Below are 2,141 nucleotides of genomic sequence, written 5' to 3' on the forward strand. Positions count from 1 at the left end.
TGGTGGTGCCCGCTGGCGGCGAGTTCGGTGATGGTTTGGTGGAACTGGACGGGTCGGCGCAGGTTGGTGAACCAGTACTGGTTGGTCAGGGTGCTGGTGTCGATGAGTTCGCCGGTCACGGTGGAGTGGAACGGGATGTGGCTGGTTCGCGGGGTGATGCCGGCGAGGGCTTCCAGGATCTGGGTTTGGAGGCGGTCGATGTGTGGGGTGTGGCTGGCGTAGTCGACGTCGATGCGCCGGGCGTTGACGCCTCGGCCCTGGTAGTGCGTGACCAGGTTGGTGATGCTGGTCTGGTTGCCGGCCACGATGGTGGTGGTGGGGCTGTTGGTGGCCGCGATGTGCACGTCGGGGAAGTCGTCGAGCAGGGCTTGGATGTGCTGTGGCGGCTGGTTGATCGCGGCCATGGTTCCGGTGCCGGCGAGTTCGAGCAGGGCTTGGGAGCGTAGTGCGGTGATGGTGGCGGCGTCGTCGAGGGTGAGGGCTCCGGCGATGTGCGCGGCGGTGATCTCGCCTTGGCTGTGGCCGATGACGGCGTCGGGGGTGATGCCGTGGTGGGTCCAGACCCGGGTCAGGGCGGTCATCATGGCGAAGAGGCTGGGCTGGACGACGTCGACGCGGCTGGGTGGTGGGGTGCCGGGTTTGCCGGTGAGGGTGTCGATGAGGTTCCAGGTGGTGTGCGGGGCGAGGGCGTCGGCGCAGTCTTCGAGGTGTTTGCGGAACAGCGGGTTGGTGGCGAGGAGTTCGGTGGCCATGCCGGTCCATTGGGTGCCTTGGCCGGGGTAGACGAACACGGTTTTGCCGCCGTGTGTGGTGCCGGTGATCAGCTCGGGGTGTGGTTCGCCGCGGGTGAGGGCTTGCAGGGCTTTCCGGGTGTCGCCGGTGATGGCTGCCCGGTGCCGGTGGTGGTGGCGTCGGTAGAGGGTGCCGGCGGGCTTGGCGTCGGGGTGGGTGGTGAGGTGCTGGTGCAGGCGGCCGGCGTAGGCGCGCAGTGCGGCTTCGCTGGTCGCGGAGAGCAGGATGGGCGGCTCGTCGGTCGGTGACTGCGGCTCCGGGTGCTCGGCCGGGACCGGTGCCGGTGGTTGTTCGAGGATGAGGTGGGCGTTGGTGCCGCTGATCCCGAACGAGGAGATGCCGGCCCGGCGTACGTGTTCGTCGGCAGGCCACGGCCGGGCCGCGGTGAGCAGCCGTACGTTGCCGGCGTCCCAGTCCACGTGTGGGGTCGGCGTGTCCACGTGCAATGTGGCGGGCAGGGTCTCGTGGGTGAGGGCCTGGACCATTTTGATGATCCCGGCGGCGCCGGCGGCGGCCTGGGTGTGCCCGATGTTCGATTTCACCGACCCGAGCCACAGCGGCTTCTCCGCCGGCCGCCGGCCGTAGGTGGCGAGCAGCGCCTGGGCCTCGATCGGGTCGCCGAGCGTCGTGCCGGTGCCGTGCGCCTCCACGACGTCGACCTGCTCGGCGGTGAGCTGCGCGTTGGCCAGGGCGGCGCGGATGACGCGTTGTTGGGCGGGTCCGTTCGGGGCGGTCAGCCCGTTCGACGCGCCGTCCTGATTGACCGCGCTGCCGCGTAGGACCGCCAGGATCGCGTGTCCCGCCGCCCGCGCCGTGGACAGGCGCTCCAGCAGGACGAGTCCGACGCCCTCGGAGAATCCGGTGCCGTCCGCCGCGGCGGCGAACGCTTTGCACCGGCCGTCCGGCGCCAGCCCGCGCTGGCGGGAGAACTCGATCAGCGTGGCCGGGGTGGCCATCACCGACACCCCACCGGCCAGCGCGAGGTCGCATTCGCCGCTGCGCAGCGACTGCGCCGCCAGGTGCACCGCGACCAGCGACGACGAGCAGGCCGTGTCGACCGTGATGGCCGGGCCCTCGAAACCGAACGAGTACGCCACCCGCCCGGACGCCACGCTGGCGTGGGAGCCGTTGCGCAGGAAGCCCTCGAGCTCCGCCGGCACCTGGCTCACCCGGCCGCCGTAGTCGCTGTACATGACGCCGGCGAACACCCCGGTGGAGCTGCCCCGCAACGACGCCGGGTCGATGCCCGCGCCCTCCACGGCCTCCCACGCGACCTCCAGCAGCAACCGCTGCTGCGGATCGGTGGCCAGCGCCTCCCGCGGGCTCATCTGGAAGAACTCCGCGTCGAA

Annotated in this window: 1 protein-coding gene; it reads right to left on the minus strand. The window is 70.9% G+C overall.

Translation table 11 applies throughout. The features are described 5' to 3' along the window. Nucleotides 1–2,141, minus strand: a 2,141-nt coding sequence (locus D7223_RS32330; RefSeq protein ID WP_147442485.1) for a type I polyketide synthase, incomplete at both ends; no start/stop codon positions are given.

The organism is Micromonospora endolithica, assembly GCF_003626595.1.
Lineage (GTDB): Bacteria > Actinomycetota > Actinomycetes > Mycobacteriales > Micromonosporaceae > Micromonospora > Micromonospora endolithica.